14 protein-coding genes are annotated in these 15154 nt (G+C 72.4%); 7 read left to right on the forward strand and 7 right to left on the reverse strand.

Features of this window, described 5'->3' with window-relative positions; all coding sequences use genetic code 11:
• Positions 1-316 precede the first annotated feature (316 nt).
• Positions 317-1114 (reverse strand): non-homologous end joining protein Ku, encoded by a 798-nt coding sequence (ku, locus tag ACTOWL_RS35955; protein WP_441326114.1) that lies wholly within the window; start codon positions 1112-1114, stop codon positions 317-319.
• 79 nt (positions 1115-1193) lie between these two features.
• A complete protein-coding gene (locus tag ACTOWL_RS35960) occupies positions 1194-1673 on the reverse strand; it encodes a MucR family transcriptional regulator (RefSeq protein WP_441326115.1) in 480 nt (159 codons plus the stop codon).
• Positions 1674-2015: 342 nt separating this feature from the next.
• Between ACTOWL_RS35960 and ACTOWL_RS35965 the strand changes: the two genes are divergently transcribed.
• From ACTOWL_RS35965 to ACTOWL_RS35975, 3 genes are read left to right on the forward strand one after another with little or no spacing between them, the layout of a single operon-like run.
• Positions 2016-3080: a dienelactone hydrolase family protein gene (locus tag ACTOWL_RS35965; protein WP_441326116.1), complete on the forward strand. Its 1065-nt coding sequence runs from the start codon at positions 2016-2018 to the stop codon at positions 3078-3080.
• Positions 3080-5344, forward strand: coding sequence for a penicillin acylase family protein (locus ACTOWL_RS35970; protein ID WP_441326117.1), 2265 nt, complete (start codon positions 3080-3082; stop codon positions 5342-5344). Before ACTOWL_RS35965 ends, ACTOWL_RS35970 begins: the two co-directional genes overlap by 1 nt.
• Positions 5341-6861 carry a GH3 family domain-containing protein gene (locus ACTOWL_RS35975; RefSeq protein ID WP_441326118.1) on the forward strand — a complete coding sequence of 507 codons (1521 nt, stop codon included), beginning with the start codon at positions 5341-5343 and terminating at the stop codon, positions 6859-6861. Before ACTOWL_RS35970 ends, ACTOWL_RS35975 begins: the two co-directional genes overlap by 4 nt.
• Here the strand turns inward: ACTOWL_RS35975 and ACTOWL_RS35980 are convergent.
• Positions 6786-7529, reverse strand: a complete 744-nt coding sequence (locus ACTOWL_RS35980; protein WP_441326119.1) for an SOS response-associated peptidase — start codon at positions 7527-7529, stop codon at positions 6786-6788. The two genes, ACTOWL_RS35975 and ACTOWL_RS35980, sit on opposite strands and share 76 nt — an antisense overlap.
• 4 nt (positions 7530-7533) lie before the next feature.
• Positions 7534-8133: a YIP1 family protein gene (locus tag ACTOWL_RS35985; protein ID WP_441326120.1), complete on the reverse strand. Its 600-nt coding sequence runs from the start codon at positions 8131-8133 to the stop codon at positions 7534-7536.
• 142 nt (positions 8134-8275) lie between these two features.
• On the opposite strand from ACTOWL_RS35985, the gene ACTOWL_RS35990 reads away from it, so the two are divergent.
• Positions 8276-9568: a class I SAM-dependent RNA methyltransferase gene (locus ACTOWL_RS35990; protein ID WP_441326121.1), complete on the forward strand. Its 1293-nt coding sequence runs from the start codon at positions 8276-8278 to the stop codon at positions 9566-9568.
• Here the strand turns inward: ACTOWL_RS35990 and ACTOWL_RS35995 are convergent, their stop codons facing one another.
• Together ACTOWL_RS35995 and ACTOWL_RS36000 are read right to left on the reverse strand one after the other, a co-directional pair.
• Positions 9569-10558 carry an adenosine kinase gene (locus ACTOWL_RS35995; protein ID WP_441326122.1) on the reverse strand — a complete coding sequence of 330 codons (990 nt, stop codon included), beginning with the start codon at positions 10556-10558 and terminating at the stop codon, positions 9569-9571. It lies immediately after the preceding gene.
• A 52-nt stretch (positions 10559-10610) separates the two neighbouring features.
• A complete protein-coding gene (locus ACTOWL_RS36000) occupies positions 10611-11360 on the reverse strand; it encodes a DUF6058 family natural product biosynthesis protein (RefSeq protein ID WP_441326123.1) in 750 nt (249 codons plus the stop codon).
• Positions 11361-11444: 84 nt separating this feature from the next.
• Between ACTOWL_RS36000 and ACTOWL_RS36005 the strand changes: the two genes are divergently transcribed.
• The gene (locus ACTOWL_RS36005) at positions 11445-12140 is read left to right on the forward strand and encodes an ArsR/SmtB family transcription factor (RefSeq protein ID WP_441326124.1); all 696 of its coding nucleotides are present in this window, start codon (positions 11445-11447) and stop codon (positions 12138-12140) included.
• A 38-nt stretch (positions 12141-12178) separates the two neighbouring features.
• On the opposite strand, the gene ACTOWL_RS36010 is transcribed toward ACTOWL_RS36005, so the two are convergent.
• Positions 12179-13327, reverse strand: coding sequence for a carboxylesterase family protein (locus ACTOWL_RS36010; protein ID WP_441326125.1), 1149 nt, complete (start codon positions 13325-13327; stop codon positions 12179-12181).
• A 240-nt stretch (positions 13328-13567) separates the two neighbouring features.
• On the opposite strand from ACTOWL_RS36010, the gene ACTOWL_RS36015 reads away from it, so the two are divergent.
• Together ACTOWL_RS36015 and ACTOWL_RS36020 are read left to right on the forward strand one after the other, a co-directional pair.
• Positions 13568-14005, forward strand: coding sequence for a GFA family protein (locus tag ACTOWL_RS36015; RefSeq protein ID WP_441326126.1), 438 nt, complete (start codon positions 13568-13570; stop codon positions 14003-14005).
• A gap of 63 nt (positions 14006-14068) precedes the next feature.
• Positions 14069-14767: an EI24 domain-containing protein gene (locus ACTOWL_RS36020; protein ID WP_441326127.1), complete on the forward strand. Its 699-nt coding sequence runs from the start codon at positions 14069-14071 to the stop codon at positions 14765-14767.
• The last annotated feature ends 387 nt before the right edge of the window (positions 14768-15154 follow it).

Consider the following 15154-nt stretch of genomic DNA (forward strand, 5'->3'; position numbering starts at 1 on the left):
CCTCGGCCTCGCCTCCGTCGCCGACCCGCTCACCGCTTAATCCCCCGAACCGCCGGATACGGACCCGTATGTCCGGTGGTGTGGGAGGGGGGAGCCGCGAGGCTTCCCCCTATCCCGATAGATCCGGGTCTTTTGCCTCTCCCGTTTACGGGAGAGGTCGGAGGCGCTTGCGCCTCCGGGTGAGGGGATTTTGTCGAGGCCGGGACCCGCCCTCACCCGGTCGTCCTGCGGACGCCCGGCCTCTCCCGCCACGCGGGAGAGGCAACGCGTCTGTTCTCAGCGTCTTGAGCCGAGGCCCCTCGGTGACATCGTCGCATCACCGCTTCCGCTTGTCGGAGTCCAGGCTCCTGCGCAGGGCGGCCATCAGGTCGATGACCTTGCCGGTCTCCTCCTCGGCCTTCGGCTTCGGCGCCTCGACCTTGCGGCCTTTCTTCTTGCGGGCAATGATCTTCTGCAGCGAGGCCTGGACCCGGTCGCCGAGCAGATCCTCGCTCCACTCCACCGTCCGCTCCTTGATCACCGACAGGGCCAGCTTCATCGCGTCCTTCGGCGGCGCGGCCGGCTTGATGCCGCCGAAGACGTCTTTTTCGTCCCGCACCTCGCCGGCCTGGCGCAGGGTCCAGACGATCATGCCCTTGCCCCGCGGCTCGATCATGACCGGCCGCTCGCGGCGGTACAGCACCAGCTTCGACAGCCCGACCATCCCGGTCGCGGCCATCGCCTCGCGGATCACGCTGAACGCCTCCTCGCCGACCGGCTCGCTCGGTGCCAGGTAATGCGGCCGGTCGCGCCACACCAAGCCGACCTCGGCGCGCGGGACGAAGCGTTCGATGTCGATCGTCTGGGTGGTCTCCAGGGCGACGGCGGAGAACTCGTCGTCGGTCAGGACGACATAGTCGTCCTCGCCGACCGGATAGCCGCGCGCCTGATCGTCATCGGCCACCGGCTTGCCGGAGACGGAATCGACATACTGGCTGACGACGCGGTTGCCGGTCGCCTCGTTCAGCGTGTGGAAGCGCACCCGCTCCGCCTGGGTGACCGCCGGTGTCATCTCCACCGGACAGGTCACCAGGCTGAGCTTGAGATAGCCGGACCAGAAGCTGCGGGCTGCCATCGGCCGCCTCCGCGACGATTTCCCCTGCCGGAGAAAGCGCCGAGGCCGGCCGGCGGTTCCCTGCCGGCCCGGCTTGGCCTTACTTGGCCGCCGCCTTGCGGCCCCGCTTCGCCGGTACCGGCGGCGGCGCCGGCGGCTCCACCGCGCGGCGGGTGCCGAGGCCGATGCTCTTGGCCAGCGTGCTACGCTGCTTGGCGTAGTTCGGCGCGACCATCGGATAGTCGGCCGCCAGTCCCCAGCGCTCGCGATACTCGTCCGGGCTCATGTTGTAGGCCGCCTGCAGATGCCGCTTCAGCATCTTCAGCTTCTTGCCGTCCTCGAGGCAGACGATGTAGTCGGGCGTTACCGACTTGCGGATCGGCACCGCCGGTTCCGGCCGGGTCTGCACCGGTGTCGACGGCTTGCCCAGTCCGGTCAGCGCGCCATAGACCTGCTCGATCAGCGCCGGCAGGTCGTTCGGGGCGACACTGTTGTGCGAGACATGAGCAGCCACGATCTGAACGGTGTGCTTCCGCAACTCATCTGTCGGCTTCAAATCATCGGCGACGTCCGCACCCATCTAATCTCTCCTGTGAATGGATTCGAAATAGATATCTCATTCCAGCGACAGGTCCAGACTTATTTGTACAAGTCGAGACGATTAACGCTCGAACAGTTTCGTTGAGCACGCAGGTTTCGGCCGGGGAAATGCAAGATCGGGCGCGGCTGGCCGCCCCGATCACGGGGCGGAAATCGAGGGATGCGGCGCCGGGCGGTGGTCCTCCGCATCCGGCGCCGCCGGCCAGGATGTCGCTGCCGGACCGGCAGGACTGCGACGCCATGGCCCGGACGGCCGGGCTGGCCGCAGCCGCAAACCCGGCTAAGATCGTCCCGGCCCGCTCGACACGACAGGATCCGATCCATGGTGCAGCACGGTCGAACCCCAGGCATCCGGCGCAGCGCCGCCCTCGCCGCGGCGGTGCTGCTCGGCCTGTTGTCCGCGGCCCGGGCGGAGCCGGCCTTCACCGATCCCTGGCCCGCGGTCGGCGACGCCGCCGGGCGGATCTTGGCGGTGCCGAGCCACAGCCCCTTCGTGCCGTCCGAGATCGGGCCCGACGCCCCGGCCACCCCGGCGCGCGTCACCTACTACCCGCCCGCCGGCGCCGATGCCGGGCACAAGGCCCCGGCCGTGGTGCTGCTGCACGGCGCCGCCGGCATCGACGAGCATCGCGAGCCGACCTATGCAAGGCAGCTGGCGGCAATGGGCATCGGCGCCGCCGTGGTCGACGTGTTCGGCGCGCGCCGCGACATCGCCACCAGCTTCACCGACCGGGTGATCCAGATCACCGAGACCATGGCCCTGGCCGACGCCTATGCCACCCTGGCCTGGCTGAAGGCGCGGCCGGAGATCGACGGCAGCCGGGTGGCCGTCTGGGGCTTCTCCTACGGCGCCATGGCCAGCATCGTCGCCACCAACGCCGCGATCGCCGACCGCTTCGCGGCGCTGTACCGGCTGGGCGACACCCGCTTCGCCGCCCATGTCGCCTTCTACGGCCCCTGCATCATCGGCTTCGAGGAGCCGCGCACCACCGGCGCGCCGGTGCTGATGGCCTGGGGCGACCGCGACGCCATCATGGACCCGGCGCGCTGCCAGGCCAGCGCGGCCACGCTGCGCCAGGGCGGGTCGCGGGTGCAGACCATCGTCTACCCCGGCGCCGTGCACCAATGGGACGGCAGCCGCCCCGGACCGCGGCCGATCGGCCGGCTGCTGAACGACTGCGACTTCCAGGTCGAGCGCGACCTGACGGTGCGCGACGGCAGTCTCGGCATCGCCATGGGCGGCAGCTTCACCCGCAAGCTGATCCTGGCCAACTGCGTCGGCAGCGAGGGCTATCTGATCGGCCGCGACGACGCCGTGCGCGCCCGGTCGGACCGCGACGTGGCGGCCTTCCTGTCGGCCGCCTTCGGCCTGGCCCAGCGCAGCTGATGTCCACCCTGCACCGGCTGATCGCCGCCCTGGCGCCGCTGGTGCCGGCGCTGCGCGCTTTGGCGCCGCGGCCGGTGACGGCGGCGGAGCGGCTGGCCGCCTTCCCGACCAGCCGCCTGCCGCTGTCGCACCCGGTCGACATCCGCTGGAACGGCCACCAGATCCCCTTCATCGAGGCCGAGACCGATGGCGACCTGGCGGTGGCGCTGGGGCTGGTCCACGCCCATTTGCGCGGCGGCCAGATCGCGCTGATGAAGCGGGTGGCGCAGGGCCGGCTGTCGGAGATCGCCGGGCCGGTGGCGCGCGACATCGACCACGCGCTGCGCATCCTCGACTACGGCCACGCCGCCGACACGGTGATCGACCGCATGCCGGCTGACAGCCGCGCCTTCGCCGAGGCTTTCGTCACCGGCGTCAACGCCTACCACGCGCTGGAGCGGGCGCCGCCGCCGGAATTCGCCCTGCTGGGGCTGCGCCACGAGCCCTACACGCTGCGCGACCTGTGGTCCATCGGCCGGCTGGCCGGCAGCGACATCAATTGGGTGGCCTATTTCGGCCTGCTGCGCGAGCGCGGCACGCCCGGCTTCGCCGAGGCCTGGGCCCGCACCCTGAAGGCCGGCGCCAACGCCGTCACCAGCTTCACCCCCCAATCAGAGGATGGCGGCCGGCAGGCGGCGCTGGCCACCCTGCTGACCGCGACCGGCCGCACCGGCAGCAACAGCGTCGCCGTGGATGCTGCGCACAGCGCCACCGGCGGGGCGATGATCGCCAGCGACCCGCATCTGTCGCTATCGCTGCCGAACCTCTGGTTGATCGCCGGCATGCGCTCGCCCGGCTATCACATGGCCGGGCTGATGGTGCCAGGCCTGCCCTTCGTCGCCGTCGGCCGCAGCCTGCATCTGGCCTGGGGCGGCACCAACATGCGCGCGGCGTCGAGCGACCTGTACGACGTCAGCGCGCTGCCGGACGCGGAGATCCAGACCCGCGAGACGGTGATCCGCACCCGGTTCTGGCGGCGAGCGCGCCGCAAGGTCCGGCGCAGCCGGTTCGGCCCGATCGTCAGCGACGCCAAGGTGGCGCGCAGCCGGCCGGGCGACACCATCGCCCTGCGCTGGATCGGGCATGAGGCGACCGACGAGGTCACCGCCCTGCTGCGCGCCAGCCGCACCACCACGCCGGAGGCGTTCCGCGCCGCCTTCGCCGGCTTCGGCGTCTCGGCCCAGAACATGCTGGTGGCCGGAGCGGACGGGCGGATCGGCCAGATCATGGCCGCGACCCTGCCGGTGCGCAGCCGCTTCCCGCCGGCCGACCCGGTGCTGGATGCCCGCGACCCGGAGACGCATTGGCACGGGCTGGTCGACGCCCCGGACCTGCCCTGGACCGCCGACCCGCCGGACGGCGTGCTGGCCACCGCCAACAACCGGCCGACCGACACCGCCCTGCCCGTCGGCTTCTTCTTCTCCGCCGATGAGCGGGTGCGGCGCCTCTACGCCCTGCTGCGATCCAAGGACCGTCTGACGCCCGAAGACCTGGCGGCGCTGCAGGCCGACACGGTGTCGCCGGACTCTGGCGCCCTGGCCCGGCACCTGGTCGAGGCGATCCGCACAGCCGGGATCGGCGGCGACCAGGCCGGCTTCCTCGACCGGCTGGCCGGCTGGGACGGCGACTACGCCGCCGGATCGGCCGCCGCCCCGGCCTTCGAGGCGCTGCTGCACCATCTGGTGCAGCAGGTCTACGGCGCCGAGACGGCCGAGGCGATGCCGCGGCTGATGGCGCAGTGGAACGCGATCACCGCCTTCCTGGCCGACGACTTGGCGGCGCTGGCGCCGGACCGTCGGCGCCAGGTGCTGGCCGAGGCGGTCGGGCTGGCCGCGATCGACGCCGCACCGATCCCGAGCTGGGGCGAGATGCACCGGATGCGGGTGGCGCATGTCCTGGCCAACCTGCCGGTGCTGGGCCGGTTCTTCGTGTTCGGCGAGTATCCGACCGGCGGATCGCGCGAGACGCCGATGAAGACCGCGCACGGTCTGGTGCGCGGCCGGCACAACGCCAGCTACGGCTCGATGGCCCGGCATGTCGCCGACATGTCCGACCCGGATGCCAGCTGGGTCACGCTGTTCGGCGGCCAGGATGGCTGGCTGGGCAGCGAGGGGCTGACCGACCAGATCCCGCTATGGCGCGAGCGCCGGTCGATCCGCCTGCCGCTGCGGCCGGAGACGGTGGCGCGGGAGTTCCCGACCCTGACGCGCCTGTCCCGGGCATGATCGACGCCACCCCGGCCTTCCGGCTGGCGGCGGCGCTGCGGCGCCGGCGGCTGCGGCGGCTGGACCCGGTGGAGAGCCAGCGCCGTACGCTGCTGCGGCTGCTGCGCCGTGCCGCCGGCACCCGCTTCGGCCGCGACCACGGCTTCGACCGCATCGCCGACGTCGCCGCCTTCCAGGCGGCGGTGCCGCTGCGCCGCTATGAGGAGATGTGGCGCGACTATTGGCAGCCGGCCTTCCCGGTGCTGCAGGACGTGTCCTGGCCCGGCCGGATCCCGTACTTCGGCCTGTCCTCCGGCACCACCAGCGGCACCTCCAAATACGTACCGGTCAGCGACGCCATGCGCCGATCCAACACCCGCGCCGGCTTCGACCTGGCCGCCTGGCATCTCGGCGCCCAGCCGGGCAGCCGGATGTTCGGCGGCCGCAGCCTGATGCTGGGCGGCAGCACCACGCTGACCGAGCATGCCCCCGGCGTCTTCAGCGGCGACCTCAGCGGCATCGCCGCCCGCACCCTGCCGCCCTGGGCCCGGCCCTTCGTCTTCCCGGGGCCAGACCTCGCCCTCCTCACCGACTGGGAGGAGAAGCTGGACCGCATCGCCCGCGGGTCGCTGGAACTGCCGATCCGCAGCGTCTCCGGCACCACCAGCTGGCTGCTGCTCCTGCTGGAGCGGGTGCGCCAGCTGCGCCGCGCCCGCGGCGACGCGCCCGACCCGCCCTATCCGTCGCTCGACCTGCTGGTGCCGGGCGGCGTCGCTTTGGCGCCGTACCGGCCGCGGCTGGAGCGGCTGATCGCCGGCACCGCTGCCGAGATCCGCGAGGCCTATGCCGCCAGCGAAGGCTTCATCGCGATGCAGGACGGCCTGCCGGGAGAAGGGCTGCGGCTGAGCCTCGACCACGGGTTGTTCCTGGAGTTCGTGCCGGTCGAGGAGCTCGGCTCCGCCGCCCCAACCCGGCACTGGATCGCCGACGCCGAGCCGGGGGTGAACTACGCCGTGGTGGTGACCAACTGCGCCGGCCTGTGGGCCTATGTGCTGGGCGACACCGTGCGCCTGGTCGGCCGCCCTCGGGTGCTGATCACCGGCCGCACCAGCTATGGCCTGTCGGCCTTCGGCGAGCACCTGATCGCCGAGGAGGTGGAGCGCGCCGTCGCCGCCGCCGCCGCCGCGATCGACGCCGACATCGCCGATTTCGCGGTGATGGCGGTGTTCCCGGACGACGCCGCGCCGGTCGGCCGCCACCGCTGGTTCGTCGAATTCGCCGTAACGCCCGACGAGGCTGCGGCCGCCCGCTTCGCCGCCACGCTCGATACCCGGCTGTCGGCCCTGAACGACGACTACGCCGCCCACCGCGCCGGCGGCACCGGCATGGGCCCGCCCGAGGTGGTGGCCGTGCCGCCCGGCCGCTTCGCCGCCTGGATGAAGTCCCGCGGCCGGCTGGGCGGTCAGAACAAGGTGCCGCGGCTGGTCGCCGACCCCGGTTTGGCGGCCGAGCTGTCGGCGTTCATGTCGGGCTCATGATGCCCCGCCCTGTCCATCAGCGTGAGGTCGTCGTTGCGCACGGCGTTGACCCGGACCGAGACCGGATAGGCCTCGACCGGCAGGTCGGCGGGCGGTGCCAGCAGGGCCTGCAGCTGCGCCGGCGACGCCGCGGTTTCGCCGAGCCAGGCCGGCCACTGCTCCGGCTCCAGCATCACCGGCATGCGGTGATGGATCGGCCGCAGCCGCTCGATCGCGTCGGCGGTGACGATGGTGAAGCTGCGCACCCACTCCTCCGAGTCCGGATCCTTCCAGCCCTCCCAAAGCCCGGCGAAGAGCATCGGCCGGCCGTCCAGGCGGCGGACGAAGTGCGGCGTGCGGTCCGGCGCCCATTCGTAGAAGCCGTCGGCCGGGACCAGGCAGCGCCGGGCCTGGAACGCCTTGGCGAAGCTGCGCCGCTCGGCCAGGGTTTCCGACCGGGCGTTGATCAGCTTGGCGCCGCCCTTCAGGTCCTTCTCCCAGCTCGGCACCAGGCCCCAGCGCAGCAGGTCGATCGCCCGCCGCCCGGTCTTGGCATTGAACCGGACCACGGCGAGATCCTGGGTCGGCGCCGCGTTGTAGCGGGCCGGGATGTTCGGGATCGGGCCTTCGGCGCCGACGATCGTGGTCAGCTCCTCCGGCGGCAGCTTCTGGACGAATCGTCCGCACATGGTCTCAGGCCGGCATCGGCAGGATGTACGGACCGAGCAGCAAGAATAGCAACGTCGACAACACCACGAGCGTCACCAGCGTCAGGCCGAAATGAGCGCCGCGCTGCTCCTGCGGCACGCGCAGCACCAAGCCAATGCCGCGATAGAGGATCGCGAAGGAGTAGCCGATGGAAAGCAGGATGAACACCATCGCCGCCGGAACCGACAGAATCAGCTGGACGCCCGGCGCCAGCATCCCCGCGACATAGAACGGCGTCATTGCCAACGCCACCAGGACGAAGGCGGCATCGAAGCTCGAATTGGCGCCGAACATGCCGGCGTAGAACCGGACCACGGCGGCCATGATGAACAGCCCGACGAGGTTGACCACCACCCGGGCCGCCAAGGCCAGGACGAGAAGACCGGCACCCGGCCCGCCCTCAACGGCGGAGACGAGCAGAAGCAACAGCGGCAGCGCGATGATCGACGTCAGGATCAGCACCGGCAGCACATGCTCGCGCACCACGATGCGCCAGCCCGGCGCCGGCACCCCATGGGCGGCCAGCGTGGCATCGGGCTCGAACAGCATGCCGCGCACGCGGCCCACCACAGCGGCGAGATCCAAAACCCGTCTCCAGCACATCGTCGCGGTCCAACAGGACCGTCCCCCTATGCGAGGGGATATGGCCCTGCCCCCGGAGCGCATGCAACCCCGCGCCTTGCAAGGCCGGGCCGCGCATGCCATGCCTGCCACGATGAAGCGGCAGATGCGACGGAGCAAGCCCGCGGCCCCCGGGTCGCGGCGGGAGATCGAGTTGGTGGTCGACCGCCTGGGCGGCGGCGGCGACGGCATCGGCACGGTCGACGACCTTCGCGTCTACGTGCCCTTCGCCGCGCCGGGCGACCGGGTGCGCGCCCGGCTGGGCCGGCCGGAGGGCCAGGCCTATCGCGGCGAGTTCATCGAGCTGGTGCAGCCCGGCCCGAATCACCGCGAGCCGCCCTGCCCGCATTTCGGCCCCTGCGGCGGCTGCCAGGTGCAGCATCTGGCGCCGCCGGTCTACACCGAGTGGAAGCACGGCCTGCTGGCCGGCGCCCTGGCCCGCGCCGGGCTGGAGACCGAGGTGGCGGCGCTGGTCGAGACCCCGCCGCGCAGCCGCCGCCGGGCCAGCCTGGCGGCCCGGCACGGCCGGTCCGGCGTGTTCCTGGGCTTCAACGAGGCGGGGTCGAGCCGCATCGTCGACCTGACCGACTGCGTGGTGCTGCGGCCGGAGATCACGGCCCTGCTGCCGCCGCTGCGCGCGGTCCTGGCCACGATCCTGCCCGAGAACGGCGGTGCCGACCTCGCCGTCACCCTGCTGGACGACGGCATCGACCTGGTGGTCGTGGCCGAGGCGGGCCTCGACCTGAAGCGGCGGGAGACGCTGGCCGAGTTCGCGGCGGCGCAGGACCTGGCGCGGCTGTCCTGGCGCGGCCCCGGCGGCTTCATCGACCCGGTGGCGCATCGCCGGGCCGGGGTGGTGCATTTCGGCGAGGTGCCGGTGGCGGTGCCGCCCGGCGGCTTCCTGCAGGCCAGCGTCGAGGGCGAGGCGGCGCTGACCCGGCTGGTGCGCGAGGGCGTCGGCCCGGCCAAGCGGATCGCCGACCTGTTCTGCGGCGCCGGCACCTTCGCCCTGCCGATGGCGCGCGGCGCCCAGGTGACCGCGATCGACGGCGAGGGTGCCGCGGTCGAGGCGCTGGCCATCGCCGCCCGGCGCGGCGGCCGGGGCGAGCGGATCACGGCGCAGCGCCGCGACCTGTTCCGCCAGCCGCTGACCGCGGCGGAGCTGCGCGGCTTCGACGCCGTGGTGTTCGACCCGCCGCGGGCCGGCGCGCGCGACCAGGCCGAGGCCCTGGCGGCCTCGACCGTGCCGGTGGTGGTCGCGGTCTCCTGCAACCCGTCCAGCCTGGCGCGCGACGCCCGGACCCTGGTCGATGGCGGCTACCGGCTGGAGCGGGCGACGCCGGTCGACCAGTTCCTGTGGTCGCCGCACCTGGAGGCGGTGGCGGTGTTCAGGCGCTGATCAGCCGATCAAGTTGCGCAGCGGCACCAGGGGGCGCGGGCCGACATGGCCGATCACCTCGGCGGCGGCGATGCTGCCGATGCGGCCGCTCTCGGCCAGGCCGAGCCCGCGGGTGAAGCCGTAGAGGAAGCCGGAGGCGTAGAGGTCGCCGGCGCCGGTGGTGTCGACCAGCTGGACCAGCGGCGCGGCCTCGACCAGCACGGTCTCGCCGTCGGTCACGATCACCGAGCCCTTCTCGCTGCGGGTGATCGCCGCGACCTCGCAGCGGCCGCGCACCGCGGCGACGGCGGTGTCGAAATCGTCGACCTGGTACAGCGCCTTGATCTCCGCCTCATTGGCGAACAGCAGGTCGACATGGCTGTCGATCAGCGACAGGAAGCTGTCGCGGTGCCGCTCGACGCAGAAGCTGTCCGACAGGGTCAGCGACACCTTGCGACCGGCGGCATGCGCCACCCGGGCGGCCTTGATGAAGGCCTCCTTCGCCGTCGGCCGGTCCCACAGATAGCCTTCGAGATAGGTCACCTGCGAGCCGGAGATCACCGCCTCGTCGACATCGTCGGGCGTCAGCTCGACGCAGGCGCCGAGATAGGTGTTCATCGTCCGCTGCGCGTCCGGCGTGACGATGATCAGGCTGCGCGCGGTCGGCGGCGTGCCCGGCACCGACGGATCCAGCGGCCGGGAGTCGAAGTCGACGCCGACGGCGCGGATGTCGTGGCGGTAGACGGCGCCGAGCTGGTCGCCCGTCACCTTGCCGATGAAGGCGGCCTTGCCGCCGAGCGAGGCCAGCCCCGCTGCGGTGTTGCCGGCGGAGCCGCCCGAGGCCTCGAGCCCCGGCCCCATGGCGGCGTAGAGCGCCTCGGCCCGTTCCGCGTCGATCAACGTCATCGCCCCCTTCACCAGGCCGTGCCGGGTGATGAAGGCTTCGTCGTTCTTGGTGATGACATCGACGATGGCGTTGCCGATGCAGGTGGCGTCGTAGCGGGCGCTCATGGGTCTCGCTGATTGCGGCCAGGGATGCGACCCGCGAGGGGTCCCTGACCCTCTAGGCTGCGGCCGCCGCCGAGTCAACCGGTGCCGGATCGCGCGCCGGCGCGGCGGGGTGGGGCAGGCGGTAGCGCTCGGCGATCCGGTCGATCCACAGCCCAGGCGTGCCGTGCGGCCGCTCGTGCGGGGCGAAGGGGGTGATCACGGCGTCGAGCCGGGCCATCGCCGACGTGACCTCCGCCGCCTCAGCCGCGGTCAGGGCCGGCTTGGCGCCCTCCTCCGTCAGGGCGCGGATGCGGCTGCGCTCGACCAGCTTGGTCACCAGGTGGCGGCTGTCGAAGCGGCGCAGGCAGACCGCATAGGCGCCGCCGAGCCAGTTCTCCTCCCAGATCTCGTCGAGGGCCTTGGCCAAGGCGGGCTCGTCGATCGCGCCCATGGCGTCGAACAGCTCGGTCCAGCCATAGGCGCGGCCTTCGGAGGCGAGCAGGGCCCGGCGGAAATCGGCCGCGAAGTCCTGCCGCAGCCGGTCCGCCAGCGCGGGCAGCGGCAGCGTCGACTCGGCGGCGCGGCGGGCCCAGGGCAGCACCGCGCCGCCGAACCATTCCTCCGGCTGCGGCGCCGGGGTCTCGCTGCGGATCGCGCTGCGCACGGTCAGCGATGGGTCGAGTACATAGGTCGGCCCCGGCAGGCAGCGGGCGGCGATCAGCTCGCGCAACCGGTCCTCGGTCAGCCCGGCGGCCTGCGCCAGCGCCGGCGGCGTCAGGCAATGGCGGCGGACATAGTCGAGAATCGCGAAGGTGTCGGTCATGGTCGGCTCTCCAGGTTGGTCGTCCCCACTCCACATCCGCACCCGGCCCTTGACCAGCGAAGATAAATCGATCATCATCGAAGTATGAAGGAAGGTCTTGATCTGGCGAGCTTATCGTCCCTGATCGGCGACCCAAGCCGGGCGTTGATCCTGTCGGCGCTGTTCGGCGGCGAGGCGCTGCCGGCGGGCGAGCTGGCCTTCCGCGCCCGGGTCACGCCGCAGACCGCCTCGAGCCATCTGGCCAAGCTGACCGAGGCCGGGCTGGTCACGGTCGAGCGCATGGGGCGGCACCGCTACTACCGGCTGTCGGGGCCGGAGATCGGCTCTCTCCTGGAGAAGATGATGACGGTCGCATGGGCCCCGGCGGTCGAGCGGTCGCGGGTGCCGGCGCCGCTGCGCGACGGGCGCATGTGCTACGACCATCTCGCCGGCCGGCTGGGCGTGGCGATGACCGATGCGATGGTGGCGCAGGGCGTGCTGGCGCGGGGCGACGATGCCTTCGCCCTGACCGAGGCCGGAACGGCCTGGCTGGCGACGCTGGGCATCGACGCGGCGGCGCTGCGCGACGGCCGCCGGTCCTTCGCCCGGCACTGCATCGACTGGAGCGAACGCCGGCCGCATCTGGCCGGCGCGCTGGGCGCCGCCATCGCCGAACGCTTCGTCGACCGCGGCTGGATCCGGCGCGACCGCGACAGCCGCGCCGTGGCCCTGACCGAGGACGGCCGCGCCGCGCTGGCCCGGATTTTCGGGCCGGAGGTGCTGGCGGAGGCGACCGCCTGACCCGGGCCGAACGCCCCCGGCCGTGACCGGGGGCTCCGTCAGCGGCGGCCGGCCGACCGCCAGCCGAAGGGGCCGAAACCGTCCCTGGCCAGGGACCATCTGAGGAAGGCGACGATGTCCCCCATGACCTCGTTCGTCGTCCAGGGCAGCCCTGCGACCGGATCGCCGATGAACGACAGGTCGCCATGCCGGGCGCCTGCGAGAACCAGGCGGGTGCTGCGGAGTCCGGCCGCCCGCAGTGCCTGGTGCAGGATCAGCGTCTGGCTGGGCGATATCAGATTGTCCGCGCTGCCATGCAGCAGCAGGAAGGCCGGGTCGCCGAAGCTGGCATAGGTCAGGGGATTGGCCGTCGTGGCCGCCGTCGGGTCCCCCTGCAGGCTCTGCGTGCTGGAGCTGCCATTGACGTACAGGGCGATCGGGATGCCCGGCGACGCATAGTATTGCCGGGTGGCGAGATCGAAGTCGGCGGCGATCCGCGCCATGTTGGAGGAGCCGAACTTGTCGACCACCGCCTGGACCCGGCTGCTCTGGTCGAGATTGCCGCCCTGCTCGAACTGCGGCTGGCCGTTGGTGACCCCGGCCATGGCGACGAGGTAGCCGCCGGCCGATTCGCCCCACAGCCCGACCCGGCCGGGATCGATCCCGTATTCGCCGGCATGGGCGCGCAGATAGCGCACGGCCGCCTTCACATCCGCGACAGTGTCGCGATAGGTGGCCCCGTCCAGCAGGATCCGGTACTGGATGCTGGCGACGACGAAGCCGGCTTCGGCGACGAAGCTGCGCTGGTCGAGCGCGGCCTCCTTCGTCGACTGGACGAAGCCGCCCCCCGACACGTAGATGACCAGCGGCTTCCGCCCCGGATATCGCGGCGTGAGGATGTCCATCGCCAGGGCCTTTGCCACGCCGCTCGGCAGGGTCGGCCGGCTGTAGACCACGCCCGCCCTGGCATCGACCGCGACCCGGCCGCAGCGGATCTGGTCGTCGACATCCGGCGTCAGCACGATGCTGGTGGACGTGTCAGACGGCGCGACCGTGGAGGACAGGATGACCGCGCCGGGCGGCGCAGGGGTGACCGGCGGGTTGGCAGGGCAGGCCGACAGCGCAGGCCCGGCGGCGGCTGGGCCTCCCAGCGACAGGGACAACGCAACCATCAGCGTCGCCAGGACGGCGACCCGGCAGGTGGACATGGCTTCCCTCCGTCGGGCCGGGTCGGGGCTCGTTTCCGTCCGGCCGCCGCGGGACGCGGCGCCGTCAGCCACAGCCGCCCGCCCCGGCCCTGGCGGCGGCTCTGGTCCGCCGATGGTGGGGCGGCCGACCGGGCTTCGCCAATTCAAGGTCGAGCGCCTATTGATGGCGTCCGCAAATCAATGCGCCGGTTCCGGCGTCGCGGTAGATTGGCGCCCCGTTACACGCAGGGACCGCCGCCGATGCCCGAGGACGCCAGCCCCCTGACCGGCGGATGCGGCTGCGGCGCCGTGCGCTACGCCGTGTCGGGCGCGCCGCGATGGGCCGCCGCCTGCCATTGCCGCGACTGCCGGCACGCCACCGGCGCGCCCTATTCCGTCTATGCCGGCTTCGAGCGCGCGCAGGTGAACTGGAGCGGCGAGGCCCCGCGGCGCTTCCAATCCTCGCCCGGCGCCGAGCGCTGCTTCTGCGGCCGCTGCGGCACGCCGCTGGCCTATGAGGGCGCGCGCTGGCCGGACGAGGTGCATCTGCTGGTGACGACGCTCGACGATCCCGGCGCCCTGCCGCCGCGGGGCCATGTCTATGTCGGCCAGAAGCTGCCCTGGGTGCGCCTCGCCGACGGCCTGCCGCGCTACCGCACCACCGCCGGCGAGGGCGGCCCGATGACGGAGGACGAGTAGCCCTTGCGCGGCGTCCCCTGCCGCCCCAGGTGAACGGCCGCGACATCAACCGCACCGAGTCCGATGCCGAACGCCCTCCGCCTCGCCCTGCAGCAGATCACGTCCGACCCGGCGATCCGTCGGGTGCTGTGGGTCAGCTTCGCCGCCACCATCGCCCTGGTCCTGACCCTGCCGGCCCTCGCCGGCTGGGGCCTGTCCTTCGTCGACATCGCCAACTGGTCCTGGGTCGACACCACCCTCGACCTGCTGGGCGGCGTCGCCGTGCTGGCGCTCGGCATCCTGCTGTTCCCCGCCATCGTCGGCCTGGTGGCCGGGCTGTTCCTCGACGATGTCGCCGAGGCGGTGGAGGCCCGCCACTACCCCGCCCTGCCGCCGCCGCGGCGGCAGCGGATCGGCGAGATCGTGTGGGGCTCCGCCCGCTTCTTCCTGGCGCTGGTCGCGTTCAACCTGGTCGCGGTCGGCATCGTGCTGGTGGTGCCGGGCGTCAACCTGCTCGTGTTCTGGCTGGTGAACGGCTACCTGCTGGGCCGCGAATATTTCGGGCTGGTGGCGGCGCGGCGGATCGAGCCGGCGGCGGCGCGGGCGCTGTGGCGCGAGCGCCAGGGCCGCTTCATCGTCGCCGGCCTGGTGCTGGCTGCGATCCTGCTGATTCCGGTGGTCAACCTGGTGGTGCCGGTGCTGGGCGCAGCCTTCATGACCCATGTCTTCCACCGCGCCGCCAGCGCCGCCGGCCGGGTCCCGGCGGGACGGGCGGTCGGATAATTCATTTGACCGAAATGCGGCATGATGGCTCCTGTGCCGGGAACGGGGCTGGCCGCCACGGGTTGATCAGCGGATAAGCATCCAGCTACAGTCCCGACCCCATCGCCCGATGGGGCATCCAGCCCGGAACCACAACAAGCAGGGGGAGACCCGCGTGTTTCGTCGACGCAACCCCGCTGGCGGAGGATCGGATGGCGGCGCCGAGCGGCAAGGCTATCCTGCCGCCACGGACACGTCCTTAGTTCGGCCCACCGCCCCGACCGCGCCTCAAGGAGAGCCCATGTCGTCCATCGCCAAGCCCGCCACCGGCTACAAGACCGAGCTGCCGCGCCGGGTCCACCTTCCCGCCACCGCGGCGATCGGCGCCGTCCGCCGCCCGGCGGACTC

This window comes from Inquilinus sp. CA228, from assembly GCF_052078665.1.
Lineage (GTDB): Bacteria > Pseudomonadota > Alphaproteobacteria > DSM-16000 > Inquilinaceae > Inquilinus.